The 16344-nt window shown below is 28.5% G+C and carries 19 protein-coding genes; 8 read left to right on the plus strand and 11 right to left on the minus strand.

What is annotated here, in order from left to right; translation table 11 throughout:
- Positions 1–15 precede the first annotated feature (15 nt).
- Genes ACY1IQ_RS16430 through ACY1IQ_RS16445 form a run of 4 tightly spaced genes read left to right on the plus strand, consistent with a single transcriptional unit; the run spans position 16 to position 2797 of the window.
- Complete coding sequence (locus ACY1IQ_RS16430) at positions 16–927, plus strand: ABC transporter ATP-binding protein (protein ID WP_461614983.1); 912 nt, start codon at positions 16–18, stop codon at positions 925–927.
- Positions 927–1676, plus strand: a complete 750-nt coding sequence (locus ACY1IQ_RS16435) for an ABC transporter permease (RefSeq protein WP_461614984.1) — start codon at positions 927–929, stop codon at positions 1674–1676. The genes ACY1IQ_RS16430 and ACY1IQ_RS16435 overlap by 1 nt, the downstream gene beginning before the upstream one ends.
- A gap of 14 nt (positions 1677–1690) precedes the next feature.
- Positions 1691–2422 carry an ABC transporter permease gene (locus ACY1IQ_RS16440; protein ID WP_461614985.1) on the plus strand — a complete coding sequence of 244 codons (732 nt, stop codon included), beginning with the start codon at positions 1691–1693 and terminating at the stop codon, positions 2420–2422.
- Between the two features lie 21 nt (positions 2423–2443).
- A complete protein-coding gene (locus ACY1IQ_RS16445) occupies positions 2444–2797 on the plus strand; it encodes a YxeA family protein (protein WP_461614986.1) in 354 nt (117 codons plus the stop codon).
- Between the two features lie 232 nt (positions 2798–3029).
- On the opposite strand, the gene ACY1IQ_RS16450 is transcribed toward ACY1IQ_RS16445, so the two are convergent.
- Together ACY1IQ_RS16450 and tnpA are read right to left on the minus strand one after the other, a co-directional pair.
- Positions 3030–3332, minus strand: a complete 303-nt coding sequence (locus ACY1IQ_RS16450; RefSeq protein ID WP_461614987.1) for a hypothetical protein — start codon at positions 3330–3332, stop codon at positions 3030–3032.
- A gap of 325 nt (positions 3333–3657) precedes the next feature.
- On the minus strand, positions 3658–4128 hold the full coding sequence (gene tnpA / locus ACY1IQ_RS16455) for an IS200/IS605 family transposase (RefSeq protein WP_461612632.1): 471 nt from the start codon (positions 4126–4128) through the stop codon (positions 3658–3660).
- Between the two features lie 262 nt (positions 4129–4390).
- On the opposite strand from tnpA, the gene ACY1IQ_RS16460 reads away from it, so the two are divergent.
- Positions 4391–5011 (plus strand): hypothetical protein, encoded by a 621-nt coding sequence (locus ACY1IQ_RS16460; RefSeq protein WP_461614988.1) that lies wholly within the window; start codon positions 4391–4393, stop codon positions 5009–5011.
- Positions 5012–5124: 113 nt separating this feature from the next.
- Here ACY1IQ_RS16460 and ACY1IQ_RS16465 read toward each other — a convergent pair whose 3' ends face one another.
- Complete coding sequence (locus ACY1IQ_RS16465) at positions 5125–6009, minus strand: LysR family transcriptional regulator (RefSeq protein WP_461614989.1); 885 nt, start codon at positions 6007–6009, stop codon at positions 5125–5127.
- A 123-nt stretch (positions 6010–6132) separates the two neighbouring features.
- Here ACY1IQ_RS16465 and ACY1IQ_RS16470 point away from each other — a divergent pair, with 123 nt between their 5' ends.
- The gene (locus ACY1IQ_RS16470) at positions 6133–7323 is read left to right on the plus strand and encodes a coenzyme F420-0:L-glutamate ligase (RefSeq protein WP_461614990.1); all 1191 of its coding nucleotides are present in this window, start codon (positions 6133–6135) and stop codon (positions 7321–7323) included.
- Positions 7324–7665: 342 nt separating this feature from the next.
- Here the strand turns inward: ACY1IQ_RS16470 and ACY1IQ_RS16475 are convergent, their stop codons facing one another.
- The 4 genes from ACY1IQ_RS16475 to ACY1IQ_RS16490 form a co-directional block, all read right to left on the minus strand.
- Positions 7666–8085, minus strand: a complete 420-nt coding sequence (locus tag ACY1IQ_RS16475; protein WP_461614991.1) for an acyl-CoA thioesterase — start codon at positions 8083–8085, stop codon at positions 7666–7668.
- A 146-nt stretch (positions 8086–8231) separates the two neighbouring features.
- Entirely contained in the window at positions 8232–9392 is a 1161-nt protein-coding gene (gene alr, locus ACY1IQ_RS16480) for an alanine racemase (protein ID WP_461614992.1), read from the minus strand.
- Positions 9393–9576: 184 nt separating this feature from the next.
- Complete coding sequence (locus ACY1IQ_RS16485; RefSeq protein WP_461614993.1) at positions 9577–9969, minus strand: GNAT family N-acetyltransferase; 393 nt, start codon at positions 9967–9969, stop codon at positions 9577–9579.
- Between the two features lie 564 nt (positions 9970–10533).
- Entirely contained in the window at positions 10534–11172 is a 639-nt protein-coding gene (locus ACY1IQ_RS16490; protein ID WP_461614994.1) for a helix-turn-helix domain-containing protein, read from the minus strand.
- 456 nt (positions 11173–11628) lie between these two features.
- On the opposite strand from ACY1IQ_RS16490, the gene ACY1IQ_RS16495 reads away from it, so the two are divergent.
- Positions 11629–12528 (plus strand): SDR family oxidoreductase, encoded by a 900-nt coding sequence (locus tag ACY1IQ_RS16495; RefSeq protein ID WP_461614995.1) that lies wholly within the window; start codon positions 11629–11631, stop codon positions 12526–12528.
- Positions 12529–12814: 286 nt separating this feature from the next.
- Here ACY1IQ_RS16495 and ACY1IQ_RS16500 read toward each other — a convergent pair whose 3' ends face one another.
- From ACY1IQ_RS16500 to ACY1IQ_RS16515, 4 genes are all read right to left on the minus strand, one after another.
- Positions 12815–13249 (minus strand): NUDIX hydrolase, encoded by a 435-nt coding sequence (locus ACY1IQ_RS16500; protein WP_461614996.1) that lies wholly within the window; start codon positions 13247–13249, stop codon positions 12815–12817.
- 85 nt (positions 13250–13334) lie between these two features.
- Entirely contained in the window at positions 13335–13499 is a 165-nt protein-coding gene (locus ACY1IQ_RS16505; RefSeq protein ID WP_461614997.1) for a hypothetical protein, read from the minus strand.
- A gap of 122 nt (positions 13500–13621) precedes the next feature.
- Positions 13622–14014 carry a nucleoside/nucleotide kinase family protein gene (locus ACY1IQ_RS16510; protein WP_461614998.1) on the minus strand — a complete coding sequence of 131 codons (393 nt, stop codon included), beginning with the start codon at positions 14012–14014 and terminating at the stop codon, positions 13622–13624.
- 54 nt (positions 14015–14068) lie between these two features.
- Entirely contained in the window at positions 14069–14593 is a 525-nt protein-coding gene (locus tag ACY1IQ_RS16515) for a GNAT family N-acetyltransferase (protein ID WP_461614999.1), read from the minus strand.
- A 436-nt stretch (positions 14594–15029) separates the two neighbouring features.
- Between ACY1IQ_RS16515 and ACY1IQ_RS16520 the strand changes: the two genes are divergently transcribed.
- Positions 15030–15962 (plus strand): DUF2935 domain-containing protein, encoded by a 933-nt coding sequence (locus ACY1IQ_RS16520; protein WP_461615000.1) that lies wholly within the window; start codon positions 15030–15032, stop codon positions 15960–15962.
- Positions 15963–16344: the final 382 nt, after the last annotated feature.

Below are 16344 nucleotides of genomic sequence, written 5' to 3' on the forward strand. Positions count from 1 at the left end.
AAAGGAGTGAAAAAAATGAACACAATTGTGTCAACACATAATCTTTCAAAATGCTACGATAAAATCTATGGAGTAAACAATGTAAATTTAACAATTTATGAAGGTGATGTCTATGGTTTTGTCGGTCCTAATGGAGCTGGAAAATCTACTACTCTCAAAATGTTATTAGGTCTTGTAAAACCTACTAATGGTAAGATTAACGTTTTTGGAAAAGAACTTTCTAAAAATCGTCACTATATTTTAAGCAATACAGGTTCTCTCATTGAGTCTCCTTCCTATTATGGTCATCTTACTGGAATGGAAAATATGCGTATTATGCAACATCTCTGTGGTGCGCCAGATAAAAATCTTCACAAAGCTTTACAAATTGTTCGATTAGAAAATCAGAAGGATAAAAAAGTATCACAATATTCATTAGGTATGAAACAGCGTCTTGGCATTGCAATGGCATTAATCAATTTTCCTAAACTGCTTATATTAGACGAGCCCACAAATGGCCTTGATCCTGCTGGTATAGGAGAAATTCGTGAACTTATTAAATGCTTACCACAACAATATGGAATTACTGTTTTAATTTCTAGCCACTTGCTATCAGAAATTGAGCAAATAGCTACATCTGTTGGCATCATAAACCATGGCGAACTTTTATTTCAAGGCAGCATGGACTTATTAAAAAATATGAGCAAGCCTTATATCTCTATTAAAACACAAAATAATGAAGTAGCAGCAAATTTACTTCAATATAAAGGGTTTTCACCAGTTGTTAATAATCATTCTCTGACTTTAGGAGATATGAAAGATAATGAGATAGCAAAAGTAAACAAACTTTTGATTGAGTCTGGTATAGATGTTTTCCGTATTGAAGAGCATAAGAGGAATTTAGAAAGTGTATTTTTAGAATTAACAGGAAAGGGGCAAAGCCTATAATGAGAACAATTATATTAGAATTTTATAAATTACGTCGGAAACGTATATTATCTATGATTACCATATTCATCGGTGCAGAAATATTATGGGCATTTATGGCTATAAGTATGTCCATGAGTCGTAATCCAGAAAGTGTAAAATGGGAAGCAATTATTGCAGCTATATCTTCTATAAATGGACTATTTTTACCAATTATTTCAGCAATTGTAGCTTCTCGTATTTGTGATATGGAACATAAAGGCAATACATGGAAACTCTTATTATCCACAAATAAGAAAATTAGTCACATCTACGCATCCAAATATTTATGTTCTGCCATACTACTATGTTACGGAGTTATTATTCAAGTTCTTGCTATCTCAATCTTTGGTATAGTAAAAAACGTACCAGGCTATATACCTATTGCATTATTAATAAGATTTATAATATCTACTATGCTTACCAATATGGCTATACTTACATTGCAGCAATGGATATCTTTCTCCATTAAAAATCAAGCTTTTGCTCTATGTTTAGGAATGATTGGTGGATTTTTAGGAATGTCAGCAGCACTTTTCCCAACATCTTTACGTCGTATCTTTATTTGGTCTTATTACACAGAGTTATCCCCTGTAACCTATATATATAATGGTACGTCAGCAGAATACATAATACGTACTATTGACCCTAAAATTATAGCTATAGCTTTATTAATGGGAATAGTTTTTTATGTTGCTGGAAACGCTCATGTTTCTAAACAAGAAATATAAAGGAGGGATTTTAAATGATTAAAAAATGTATTAAGGCTGAATTACTTAAACTTCGCCATTCTCATATATGGCTTATCCTAATTATACTTCCAATTGTCAGTATATTGATTGGAGGAGCAAATTTCTATTTTAATCAGGGGATTTTGCAAAATGAATGGTATAGTCTTTGGACACAAGTAAGTCTATTTTATGGTGAATTCTTTCTACCTATCCTTATTTCTATTCTTTGTGCTTATGTCTGTAGACTAGAACATATGAATAAAAATTGGAATACAGTAATGACAGCTCCTGTGTCAATCTCAAGTATATTTATATCTAAATTATTAATAGTTGGATTTCTAACTTTTTTAGTACAAACCTTTTTTATTAGCTTTTATCTTCTTTCTGGAAAACTTTTTGAATTTTCATCACCACTTCCAAAAGAACTTTTTGGTTGGATGTTTCGTGGTTGGTTAGCATCTATATCTATAGGCTCAATACAACTTTGGATATCTATCCGTATCCGCAGCTTTGCAGCGCCTATTGGCATTTGTGTTTGTGCAACTTTTATAGGGTTAGGAGTATATGTCATGAAATTTGGTATGTTTTTCCCATATTCATTTTTCACAATTGGTATGGGAGTTTTAAGCCAAGAAAGCTTAACTATTGTGGAAAATACTACATTTATTTTAATGAACTTAATTTTCATAAGTACATTTTCTTATCTTACAATCACTAAACTTACTAAGACTGACATAATAGCTTAAAAAATAGAAAGGGGGATTTTAATGAAAAAGTTTTTTTCTATTATATGCTTAATAATACTTATGATAGTTTCTTTCTTAATTTTATTTCTTAATCCAGATAAATTAACACCAGAAAACCCAGCAGGCAAAAGTATTTACTATACTGTTATAAATAATAAAAATACATTTCTAAATGACGATAATAGATATGAATATACCCTAGATTCATATGATAATAAAGGCAATGTGAAAACTCTAACATTTACTGCAAGCAAAGAGCTGGGAGAAAATGCTTATTTAGAATTATATGTTGCACCATTCCGTGGTGTCACTTATTGGCAGGAAATACAATACAATGATTTGCCAAGTATTGTTCAAAAAATATATACAAAATAAATATATATACTTGTTATCTATTGTTATTAACAGAGGAGATTGTATCATAAATATAATGTGATATGATTTTATGCAATCTCCTTCAATCATATTTAAAGCAATAAGTTATTAAAATATATTTTATACTTTAATCTTCTTCATATTGTAAAGAAAATATAATTTATTTCTTAGTTTAAAAGAAAAGGCTGAGCTTCAAAAGAAACTCAGCAAAAATACAGCTCTATAGTAAAAATTAAAGAAATATAATCTTTAATAGTTCTATGATCAATACTATTGAAAATCCTATTAAAATTACATAGCAAGATAATAAGACTTCTGAATTAAAGACCACTCCAAAGAAAATTAAACATAAAGTAATTGCTATAACTCCAATAGGATACTTAAGCTTATTAAATTTTTTATAAGTTTTAACACCTAAAATTATTAAAATTATTACTAATAAGATTAATCCATAAATTATCTTTAGTCTTAAGGATAATTTATCATATACACTGTTTCTATAGATCCCGCTGGATTTCCGTTGTTTCCACTCCATTCATTCCAACCACCATCATAAAGAACAATATTTTTTCATTTAAGATTCCTTTTGTTTTTCAAAGCTTCATCTAATATTTTCTCCTTATCTTAAGAGTCAACCTTTAATTAATACTCTGAAAATTCTGTAGCTCCTTTTATATGAATTTCATAAATCTACTACTTAAAATATATAATTCAAAGATTATATTTACTAAAATCAGGACCACCCGTAAAACGGGTGGTTTGCTTTAGCCCTATAAGGGCATATTACTGGCTGTGCTGCTCGCACGCCGAACGGTTTGCCAACCGCAAATTTTTACTAACTACCCCTAAAGGGGTTTATTTTATCTGCTCTTCTTTACTGGCTCACCCGTAAACGGGTCAATATATTCTTTTAAACTCAATTGCTCATATGCTATATCTTCTTGTATTTGATTTTTTATATATTCTTCAATTACTTTTTTATTACGCCCAACTGTATCAACATAATATCCCTTGCACCAAAATTGTCTATTTCCATATTTATATTTTAGATTAGCATGTCTATCAAAAATCATAAGAGAACTTTTTCCTTTTAAGTATCCCATAAACTGAGCTATGCTTAATTTAGGTGGAACACTAACTAACATGTGTATATGGTCCTTGCATGCATTTGCTTCTATTATTTCTACACCCTTATGTTCACATAACTTTCTCAATATTACTCCAATATCAACTTTTATCTTTCCATATATTATTTGTCTTCTATACTTAGGTGCAAACACTATGTGATATTTACAATTCCATTTGCTATGTGCTAAACTGTTATTGTTCATTATGAACTCCTCCTTTGTATTTCAAGTATTGGTCGGCAAACCTAATACTTATTTTACTAAAGGAGGATCTTTTTTTATACTCATAGCTAAAAGCTTTTTAGAACCACAGGTATAACCTGTGGTATTCTTTTATACAATAAGAATATTTTCATATAAATAAAGAAATTAGTATTTTATGTTATAATTAGTTGCATATATGTAAAATATAGGTCTTTTATTAATATTTCAATTATATATTATGAATATTTTTAGGAGGTTTCGGATGATTAAAAAAGTTACTGTTATCATTCTTATTTTATTATTATCTATAAGTACAAACGTTTTTGCAGGAGATATGCCAGAATCAATTATGTTAGGTGAACAAAAATCACTTTTTATAGGTAAAATCACTGATATTGATACTAACTTATATAACATTAAGCCATTAACCATTATGATGGGAAGTATTGAAGAAACAGAAGTTCAAGTAAAAAAATTCGATAAATATTATGGAACAAATGACAATCCTAAAATTGGAGATGTTATTGTAGCAGTTTTATTAGATGATAATAAAATTAATGATACTTGGATATTTAAATGCACATCTGAAGATTATAAAACTTTAGAACTTATAAGCGAACCATATGAAATGGTACTTCGTTACCAACAATATATAAATGAAGGAATGTACTTTGAAGCACAAAAAAAGATTGATGAAGATAAAAAACAATCTGCTACCGCAACTAATGTAAGCATACAAGATAGAGACACAAATCAAAATAACTATAAAGATAAATCAATAAAGACTTTCCTAATTAATAATATATTTATGTTATTGTCAGCTTTAATAACTATAATAGTATTTATAATTTTTATTATATATAAAAAACAACATAATAACTAAATAAGACATAACATAGGGCTTGTCCTGCATGATAAGCCCTATGTTCTAGAAATACATCAATAATTTTTACCTAGCATAACTTTAGAGCTTCTTTAATCTCTACTCTTTTAACTCTATTCACTTTCTAATATTTCAACAAATTTTGTTGAGGAAGGTGATAAAGATATATTTTTTAAAAAGCAAATTCCTATACTTCTTTTAGGTATTTCTTCAGTGAGCTTTATTTCATATAATAATCCATTTTTTAAATATTCTTGTGAAAATTCTTTAATAACACAGGATATACCTAAATTTATTTTTGCAAATTCTAATAACAATTCATGAGAACCAAGTTCAATTTCTGGTTTCATTTTGATTCCCTTTGATAACATATACTTTTCTACATACAATCTTGAATTTGAATTAGTTTCAAGTAATATAAGTGGTAGCTCAGCTAACTCTTCAAGGCTTATAGGTTCAGATAATTTTTCTTTATATTTTTCTCCACAAACAAAAACATCTCTAATATCTATACATTTTCTTATCTCCAAAGAAGAATCTTTAATAGGCAAATTACCAATTGCAATGTCAATTTCCCCTGACTTTAGCATTTCACAAAGTTCTAAAGTTGTTCGATTAATTATTTTTAACTTAATATTTGGATATTTACTATGAAACTTCTCTAAAAAAGGTAATAAAAAATATCGTGAAATAGTATCTCCAACACCTATCTGTAAATCTCCAACCATTAAATTTTTAACCTCTTCTAATTTTTTTTCTCCTACACTAATTAAATTAATAGCGGAACTTGTGTATTCATATAGCAGTTGTCCTTCCTTGGTAAGATTAACTCCTTTAGGTGTTCTAGTGAAAAGTCTTATATCTAGTTCTTTTTCAAGTTGCATAATTGCTTGGCTTACAGCTGGTTGTGTCATATAAAGTATTTTAGAAGCTTTAGAAAAACTTTCACATTCAGCTACTTGACAGAAAATCTTGTATAAATCTAATTTGTTTATCATATAAGCTCTCCTTATATCTAATATAATATCTATTTACTTTACTTATACCATAAAAATAGTATATAGTAAAAGAGTAAAGTACATTTTTAATTAAAATAAATAATACTTAAGGAGAGATTCTAAATGGAAAGAATAGTTGGAACTGTTGTTAGAGGTCTTCGTGCCCCAATTATAAATAAAGGAGACAATATAGCAGATATTGTTGTAGATAGCGTATTAAAAGCTTCAGAAATAGAAGGTTTTTCTATCAATGATAAAGATGTGGTTACTGTAACTGAATCTGTAGTTGCTCGTGCTCAAGGAAACTATGCAAGCATTGATGCAATTGCAAAAGATGTAAATTCAAAATTTGGTGATGATACTGTTGGTGTTATATTTCCAATTTTAAGCCGTAACCGTTTTGCAATTTGCTTACGTGGTATTGCAAAAGGAGCTAAAAAAATTGTATTAATGTTTAGCTATCCATCTGATGAAGTAGGTAATCATTTAGTAGATATAGATATGCTTGATGAAAAAGGTGTGAATCCTTGGACAGATGTTTTAACTGAAAAACAATTCCGTGACCATTTTGGATATAACAAACATCCTTTTACTGGTGTTGACTATATTGATTATTATAAATCTCTAATTGAAGAATATGGTACTGAGTGCGAAATAATATTCTCAAATAATCCAAAAACAATTTTAGATTATACAAAAAATGTTCTTACTTGCGATATTCATACAAGATTTAGAACTAAAAGAATTTTAAAAGCTAATGGCGGAGAAAAAATTTATAGCCTAGATAATATTTTATCAACATCAGTAGATGGTAGTGGTTATAATGAAAACTATGGTCTTTTAGGTTCAAATAAGGCTACAGAAGAAAGTGTTAAACTTTTCCCTCGTGACTGCCAACCTGTTGTTGATAGTATACAAGCTGCATTAAAAGAAAAGACTGGAAAAACTGTTGAAGTCATGGTTTATGGAGATGGTGCATTTAAAGATCCAGTGGGAAAAATTTGGGAACTAGCTGATCCTGTTGTATCACCAGCATACACTAAAGGACTTGAAGGTACACCTAATGAAGTTAAATTAAAATATCTTGCTGATAATAACTTCGCTGATTTAAAAGGAGAAGAACTTAAAAAAGCTATCTCTGAATATATTAAAAATAAAGAGTCAGATCTTGTAGGTGCTATGGAATCACAAGGTACTACTCCTAGAAGACTTACTGACCTTATCGGTTCTCTTTCTGATTTAACTTCAGGAAGTGGAGATAAAGGTACACCTATTATATATATTCAAGGTTATTTCGATAATTACACTAAATAGTAAATTCCATAAGGCATCTTTAGTTTATTATTTTCTTTAAGATGCCTAATTACCCCATAAACTCTTCCTTAGAGAGATTAATGATTAATTATAATTTAATCATCTCACTAAGGAGGAGTTTTTCATATCAACATTTTAAGATATTTTAATCTATAGGTAAAATAATGTATATTCCAATATACCTATGTCTTTAAATATTATAATTTACAACCTAATTTCTTTAATAGATTTTTAATAAAAGTGACTTCCTCACTTTTAAAGTATATAAATTTAAAACTTCTCTTATAAAAGAGAAGTATAAACAATTTTCTATTGTCAATCGTCAATTCTTAATTGCATAAGTTATTGACACTGATAATTACTCATAAGATTATCCCATAGCTCTTTATTGAAATTCTTTAAATTAATTATTCTGAAGGTTTTCCTATCTACAAAGGTTTGAAGAGTACTTCCTTTAGCTAATATTTTATTATCTTCTTCTCTTCGAATAACATAAGCAACCCTAACCTTAACTGGTGTCAATTGGCTAATAGTAGCCTCTACTACTAAATTATCATCATATTTAGCGGCTTCCATATATTTACATTGAGTTTCTACAAGTGGCAGCATAACTCCACTTTCTTCTAGTTCCTTATAAGAAATTCCTAATTCCTTAATTAAGTCCTCTCTAGCCACCTCAAAATATAAATAATAATTGGCATGATGTACTACTCCCATAGCATCAGTCTCTGCATATCTAACGGTAATCTTAGTAAAACTCATCTACCTCTCTCCTCTCTTATACATCTTTTTCTTATTGTATCACTAAATCATTACAGTATTGTTAAAATCTTTTATAACATTAACAATTTAAGAATAATCTATCTAAATTAAGAATCTGAAGTGATAATTTTAATAAAGATTAGAAATTAAAAATAATTTCTAATCTTTATAATCTCTCCATTTTTAATATATACCCTAGGAACTCTATGTTTAATCATACAAATCACTTCATAATTAATAGTTTCCATAAGCTCTGCTATATAATCTGCATCAATATTTAAATCTCCATCTTGTCCAATAAGTATAACCTCATCATCTATTTTGACTTCTCCTATATCAGTTACATCAATCATACATTGGTCCATACATATTCTTCCTACTATTTTTGCTAACTTCCCATTTATTATAACCTTAGCCTTTCCACTTAAAAGCCTTGAATATCCATCTGCATAACCTATTGGTAAAGTAGCAATTATGCTTTCTCTTTCTGTTTTAAAGGTTCTTCCATAGCTTATATACATATCCTTCTCTACTTTTTTAACATGTGCAACCTTAGTTTTTAAAGTAAGAGAAGGTTTTAAAGTTATTTTCTTTATATCTACATCATGAGATGGATAATATCCATATAATAATATGCCAGCTCTAACTCCATCTAAATAAGTCTCTGGTAAATCTATTATGGCTCCACTATTAGCTGCATGTTTCAGTGGTATGTTTATTCCCTTAAGAGAAAGTCTATTAGAGAATTCTTGTAGCTTTCTAAACTGCTCATAAGTATATCCCTTATCCTCTTCATCAGAACTTGCAAAATGAGTGAATATTCCTTCTATTATAAGCCCTTCCAACGAGCATATTTCTAAAACTTCTTTAAAACTTTCTTCATTAGGCAAAAATCCTAATCTACCCATACCTGTATCAACTGCAATATGAATCTTAGCTTTTTTCCCTCTTTTTATTGCTTCCTTTGATAATTCTTTTGCGTAGCTTAGACTATATACTGTTTGCTCTATATTATTTTCTATTATTTCCTTTGCAAAATCTATAGGTGTGTATCCTAAGATTATTATTGGCTCAACAATTTCTGCATTCCTAAGTTCCATAGCTTCTGTTATAACTGCTACCGCTAATTTTGTAGCTCCATTTTCTAATAATACAGGAGCTACATCAATAGCTCCATGTCCATATGCATCTGCTTTTATTACTGCTATTATTTCTTTATCCTTTAATAAACTTTTAAGTTGCTTCATGTTATATGCAATTGTATCTAAATCTATTTCAGCCCATACTGGTCTAATGTTTGAATTCATATTTACACCTCTAATTATACTACTTATTTATAACATTATTATAAAAAAGTCTTTCATAAACAATAAGAACCACTATAAGGATAAATTTATCCTATAGTGGTTTAATTTCTTTTAAGCTAAAATATATTTTTAGTTAATACTTAAAATTAATTTTATTTTTTTATATTTTCTCCTGTTCTTAAATTTATTTTACTTTCATTCCAATTGCAAAAACTTCAAGACCCATATTTTTATAATAAGGAAGTAATTTTTCTTCACAAAAAAATTGTATATGTAAATTGCAACTTTTACAATATTCCACTAATCTCTTGCTAATCTCAGTTCCAATTCCTTTATTTCTATAATTTTGGTCTACCCCTAATCCACATAGATATGCATTTATAATACCATCGGAAACTATTCTACCAGTACCAACTAGTTTTTCTTGGTGATATGCATAGACTGAATACCAACTCTGCTCCATTGCTTTTAGTAATTGTTCTTGGCTTAATTGTAAAAAATCATTCCACCCAAGACACTCATATAAGGAATAGAGCTCCCTTTCTGTTGGTAAATTTATTGTATATTTTATCTCCACAGTAAAGCCTCCTTTTACCTAATATATACCTTACACTTGTAATTTTAATGATTTTCATATTTTCTATAAAGAACAGTATGATGATTATCAAAAACTACCTTATAAAATAATAAGATATTTAAATAGCTTATTATTTATAGAGCTTCATTAATTGTAGAGCTATGATTATTGATTTCTTCCTATGAACTTCTAATTGAGTTGAAGCAGATTTACATTTTTCACTACCTAAATTGTCTTTTAAAAGCTCAAGAAAATTTGCAAAGCCACTATTATCAAAGCATCCAATAACTACTACTGAAATACTATAGAAATTATATCATATATTAATTTGAAGTATAATTCATTGAAATATTGGCTTTCTATTCAATACATAATAACTAGAAAGCAAGTTAGATTTTCTGGTGAACACTGTTCGTCGCTACATTTACGATGTATTTTAATAAAAAACACCGTAAAATTCAAATTTGAATTTTATGATGTTTTAATTAATTGTTTAGTTTTATTGCTGTTATATAAATAAGAAGCATGTGCCTTAGCTATAACTAATGATTACGTTCATTAATCTTAATCAATTTTAGAGTTCTTTTTTAGGATAAATGTAGTAATTCCACAAATTATGAAATAAAAAACTGCTTTAAATAATGCTTTTTCTATAACACTATAAGACCATGGAATAAATCTAAAAATAATATCAGATAAAATTATTATAGGAAAAGGTAATATGAACCAGACATTAAGTGCATAAAATTTTTTTCTCGTTAATTGATTTCCTTCTTCAGTGGCATAACGGTCTTTTAAGCTCTCAATGATCATAATACTAATAATTTGAACAATAAACCCAATACTTATAGAAAATGGAGTCTGCCAAGTGAATTGAGCCACAATTGACATAATTAATCCAATTATAATCGTACCAGTAGTTACAATAAATAGTGTTTTCATACCATATTGGTTCTTTAAAGAGTCGTTGCTGTTTTTTACTGCTGGAATATTCATATCACTGTCAATTTCATCATAAAGCAAATAATCAGTTGAAACCTGAAATATTTTACTTAATTGAATTATTTTATTAATATCAGGAAGAGATTCTCCTATCTCCCATTTGGAGACTGCCTGTCTTGAAACATTAAGTTTCTCTGCTAATTGTTCCTGTGATAAGTTTTTAGTCTTTCTAAGCTGTTGTATTTTTTCACCTAAAGTCATGTAAAGACCTCCTTTTATTTGATGTCTTTATACTATCATTTCTTCTCGGTTGCACTCTACCAAACAAACCTTGAATGTTCGCAACTGACAGTTGCAGCCCTTTATTTATAAGGATTATAGCTTTATCCTTATTTAATGTTATAAAAAACTCTGACTCAATTATTAGTAATCATATCATATACTTTTGATTAATTCATTATCATTTTTAGTTCGATAAATATTTTAACTTTATTTTTCATCATAAGAAAATGTTCTATACACAGCTTTGGTTTTATTTAAAAATCAAATAATTTGATTATACTTATTTTATTACCATATGAATTAATAAAATTTACTTTATCATTTATACTATAATACAATTCATTTTCTACATAATATGATGCCTTAATGAAATAATGAAATATTATATTATGTATCTACATATACTTGAATGAGCAATATTTAGGAGGAATATATTTGAAACTTTATTATCCATATTTAGGATACAAAAAGGAATGCAAAAAGATTCCAATAACATTTCCACCACAACACCAACCTGTACAGCCAGGATTAGAAACACTTATGCATCCAAGACCAATCTTTAATAATCCAGATTATACTGGAATCGGTAAATTGAAAAACAAAGTTGCTCTAATTACTGGTGGAGATAGTGGTATTGGAAGAGCTGTATCTTTAGCCTTTGCTAAAGAAGGTGCAGATATCGTTATCGTATACTTTAATGAGCATAGGGATGCAAGAGAAACAAAAAAATTTATAGAAGAGCAAGGAAGAAAATGTCTTTTAATTTCCGGTGATTTGAGAGAAGAAGCTTTCTGTAAAAAAATAATTATTGACACAATTTCTACCTTTGGACGCTTAGATGTGCTAGTTAATAATGCTGGGGTACAATTTCCACAATGCGGCTTAGAAGATATTACTTCTGATCAATTAGAAGATACATTTCGCACAAATATTTTTCCACTTTTTTATGTTACTAAGGCTGCACTACCTCACCTTAAAAGCGGAAGTACAATTATAAATACTAGCTCAGTTACTGCATATAGAGGCAATAAAATTCTCATAGATTATTCAGCTACAAAAGGGGCTATTGTAAGTTTTACTCGTTCACTAGCTCTTTCACTTGTATCAAAAGGAATACGTGTTAACGGAGTTGCTCCGGGACCTACTTGGACTCCACTTCAACCTTCAAGCTATCCAGCGGAATATATTACAACTTTTGGTACAGATACTCCCATGAAGAGACCTGGCCAACCTGTAGAGTTAGCTCCTTGTTATGTATATCTGGCATCTGATGATTCTAGCTACGTTACTGGACAAATTATTCATGTAGATGGCGGTAGCTTCCTGGGTTCCTAAAATCTAAAACATAACTAATTCTTTACGCTAATATTTTTAAATATTAGCGTATCTTTAAATAATTTTAATTGTTACTCCTACTCTAATACTAGTTATTTATAATTTCATTTACTATAGGAATTCTTTGTTCAATTCTATATTTACTCCGCAAAATATAATCGATCATTTTAAATTTAGTCTAGAAATATCTATACCCAATCATCTTGCGAACTCTTCTAAAACTTATATATTAAATAATTCTTTTACTTCCTTCTCTACTCTCTTTGCTTCCCTATTAAAATAATCTTTATAAATTAATCGCTTGCTCTATAGCCCATATTTGATGCTCTAAATACATTTTTTCTTCTAATTCCTTGATAGAAATCCATTCAAGTTTATGATCTATTTCTATTGGCTCTTGCACCTTACTCTTTAAGTTTGCAAGATAAAAATACCCAATAGGATGAAAATAACAATTAAGTGGATCTGAATAGTGATACCTATCACTTTTACATATAAACTCTTTAATCTTTATATCGTATCCCGTTTCTTCAAGACATTCTCTTATAAGACATTTTTCATGTGTTTCTTCATTTTTTATGCCACCCCCAATAAGAAAATAACCTTTTTCTGTTTTTACCGTAGCAGCTTTACCATTGCTATTAAAAATTATTGCATAAACGCCTATTCTATCTTTATACTTCTCATTTTCTAATCTTATTCCAAAAGTTTTTTCACGCATTTTTACCCCCTAATGAGAAAACTATTTAATTTTCACATATAAACTATTCTCAAAATCAAAACTAATTTTAATATAGATTATCCTACTAATCTATATTACTCTCCATACACCTTATCAGTTTTATATTTCTATTTGTATAATCTGAATTATCTATTACTATATCCGCAAATTTCTCAGGTTGATTTTCCTCAATGTACATTGAATAAGCTCTATGATATCGTTGTTCAAATTTTCTTTTTGCTTCATCCATTCCACCTAAATCATAAGCATCCCTTAAAACTCCTCTTTCTTTTGCTTTTTCTATTGGAACTTGTAGATAAATTGTTAAATCCCATCCATCATATAACTTTGGAGTTAATAAAAATGCTCTGCCTACAACACATACTGAATTGAACTTACATAAACATGATCTAATTTTATTTTTTTATCTTCTTTTAGATTCATAATTGCAGGAATATAGTATGGTTTATCTTCTGTTAATGGCTTAAGCACCTTTTCATAAAATGAGTCTAGATTATATGCAAATTTATAATATCCTTTTGCTGAATCTCTACCAAACTGATATCTAATGTTAGATAGATTATGGAATCCATCAATAGTAACATGAAAAGCTTCAAAACCTTCACTGTTAAGAAAATCAACAAGCTCAGAAGCAAACATAGCTTTTCCAGAACCTTGAGCTCCATTTATCAATATTCGAAATGGATGAGATTTTTGTTTATTCTCAATGACATCTCTTATTTTCTTAAAAGCATATTCATTCATATAAATCAACCTTTCTATATGTTTATAAACATATATTAAATAATTATGAAATAATTATAATTCTAATACCATATGTATATCATATGGTTCTAGTTCATATAGCTCTTTATTTATTTCATCTGTTAATTTTGCACCTACAGCAAAATAAAAGTTTACTGTATTTTTAAATGGTGTTGCTGATATATAAAGACTTTTAGCTCCTAAATCTTTTGCCTTTTCACACAATAAATTTACTAAATTTTTGCCTATACCTTTTTTACGATAATTACTACTTATATAAAGCATATCAAGTTTAAGTTGGTCATTATTTTTGCCAATAAATTTACTTTCTAAAGCTCCTAATCCTACAATTGTATTATTATCAAATGCACCATATATAGTTCCATTTCTATCATATATATCTTCTAATCTATCAATATAATCATGGAGTTCTTCCAAAATCCAACCTTCAATATTATAAAATTCATTTACTATTTCAAGTTTATTATGTCTAAAATAATAAACCTCATTTACTATTTCTTTTCTATCAATTTCACTTAATAATTTAAGTTCTGACTTCTCAAGTAATCTATAATTCAAAATAACCAACTCACTTTCATATAAAATTATTTTTTAGTTTTAATACATAATTTTTCATTTCTAATATATTCCCTAGAGACTATTGTTTTCCTTCTCATTTTAACAAAACTATTACCTAACATAGTACTATAATCTACTTATTAGAACTTACTATAAAGTCATAATAAATTTAATAGTTTCTTTATTTATTTTTATCCTTTCTTTTTGGTTTCTCTGGTATTACTGTTGCTATCATTTTTCTCCCTATTCCTACCTATAATTGTTATCCTATTTCATTCTGTCATACTATCTAATTCTATTACAATAGGTCTTTAGCATCATATTTGCAACAAGCTTTGAAAATATAGATATTTAGACAAAATTTAATTATGTCAACAGTGATTATTTAAACATTCAATTCATATAATAAAGTGTAACAAATCAAAAGGAGTTTATAATGTTATCTAATATTGAGTTTGTTAGACATTCTTTAGAATTAAATCTATTCTTTATGAGAATCGCTAAAGAACATGCTATTTTTCTTGAGGTAGGTTTCACACAAAAAAATCCTGGCTTAGCTTACCAAGCAGATATGTTAAAAAACCAATTTAGCCAACTCTTAGTAGAAACTATTCAGCTTTCTTATGGAATTATAAGTCCAGAAGTAGCAAACTCTGGAGAGCTAATTACTGATATGACTCTTGATGCTGAAAGGGAAACTGAATATTATACTGCAATACCAATTGATACTAATATAACTAAAATGGAGGCTAATTTAATTGAGTGTACTAATGCTAGACAAGATTCTGACATTGTTACGCGTGTAACTGAATTAAACCAACGAGCAATGGTTGCTGCCAATCAAATTGCCTCATTTAAAAGCAGACTGTTAAAAGATGTTCTATCTTGTAAAGTATTTACTACTAATTACCCACTGCTTATAGATCACATACTTAGAGAGGCTCAATTCTATTTAAGGATGCTAACTATGCTGCAAAATAGACAGGAGATTAACATAGTACAAGAGGCTGTAAACCAAGAAACATTCTGGAATAGAATTATGGCTGAACATGCAAAGTTTATAAGAGGATTATTAGACCCAACAGAAGTTAAATTGTTTAATATTGCAAATGATTATGGCAAGAAATTTGATGAATTAACTATTGAATCTCAAAATCTAGCGGAAAGTCTTGGTTTATTACCTAATGTAACTCGAAGATCACTTAGAGCTACCGTTGGAATTAGAGATTTTAAAGAACAAGGCACTAACGGATTACTTAACTGTACTATTAGATCCATAGCGTATCCACTGCTCGGTGACCATGTCGTTAGAGAAGCTAATCACTATATTAGATTACTAAAGAGCTTTAGCCAGACTCGTCATGTATAAACAATAAAAAACAATAAAGTAGCTGTTGCAAAACAAAAGTTTTGTAACAGCACTCCTTTTATTAAGCTTCGTAATATAATCAATTTGTGTAATCATATAAAGTAATAATACCTTTAATGAATAATACTGTATTGATTTTGTAAAATTTATGTCATATCTAAATATCTTTTCATTCGTAATATATTTCTTAGGAAATACTTTTCTTCTTATTTCAACAAATCTAACACCTATCGTGGTCTCTAACTACTTATTAAACTAAATATAAAGTCGTAAGCTATTTTGAATAATAACATAAAAATATCGTACATTCATTTATGAATAATACGGTATCTTAAGAAATTATTCGCTTTTCTAATTATTACGTAGTAGTATCTAACGGAAT

It is taken from the genome of Clostridium sp. Marseille-QA1073, from assembly GCF_054863625.1.